Below are 261 nucleotides of genomic sequence, written 5' to 3' on the forward strand. Positions count from 1 at the left end.
TGGCTGGGCGGTTTGGAAAACAAGACTTCATCTATCTCCCCGAGCAGGACGCTTATCGCTGTCCAGCGGGCGAAACTCTCAGCTACCGGTACACTCGCGAAGAAGGGGGACTGACGCTAAAACGCTATTGAGCAAGTGTCTGTGCAAACTGCTCGATGAAGGCGCAATGCACGCCGAGCAAACAGCGCCGTGTCTCCCGATGGGAGCATGAAGAGGTGATCGAAGCGATGCAGCATCGACTGGATGCAAATCCTAACGCTA

The 261-nt window shown here is 55.2% G+C and carries 1 pseudogene; it reads left to right on the forward strand.

Going from position 1 to position 261, the window contains the following annotated elements:
* A pseudogene (locus QMG56_RS23305) lies at positions 1-261 on the forward strand (transposase); the annotation flags it as partial.

The organism is Sphingobium sp. BS19 (assembly GCF_027925545.1).
In the GTDB taxonomy this organism is placed as follows: domain Bacteria; phylum Pseudomonadota; class Alphaproteobacteria; order Sphingomonadales; family Sphingomonadaceae; genus Sphingobium.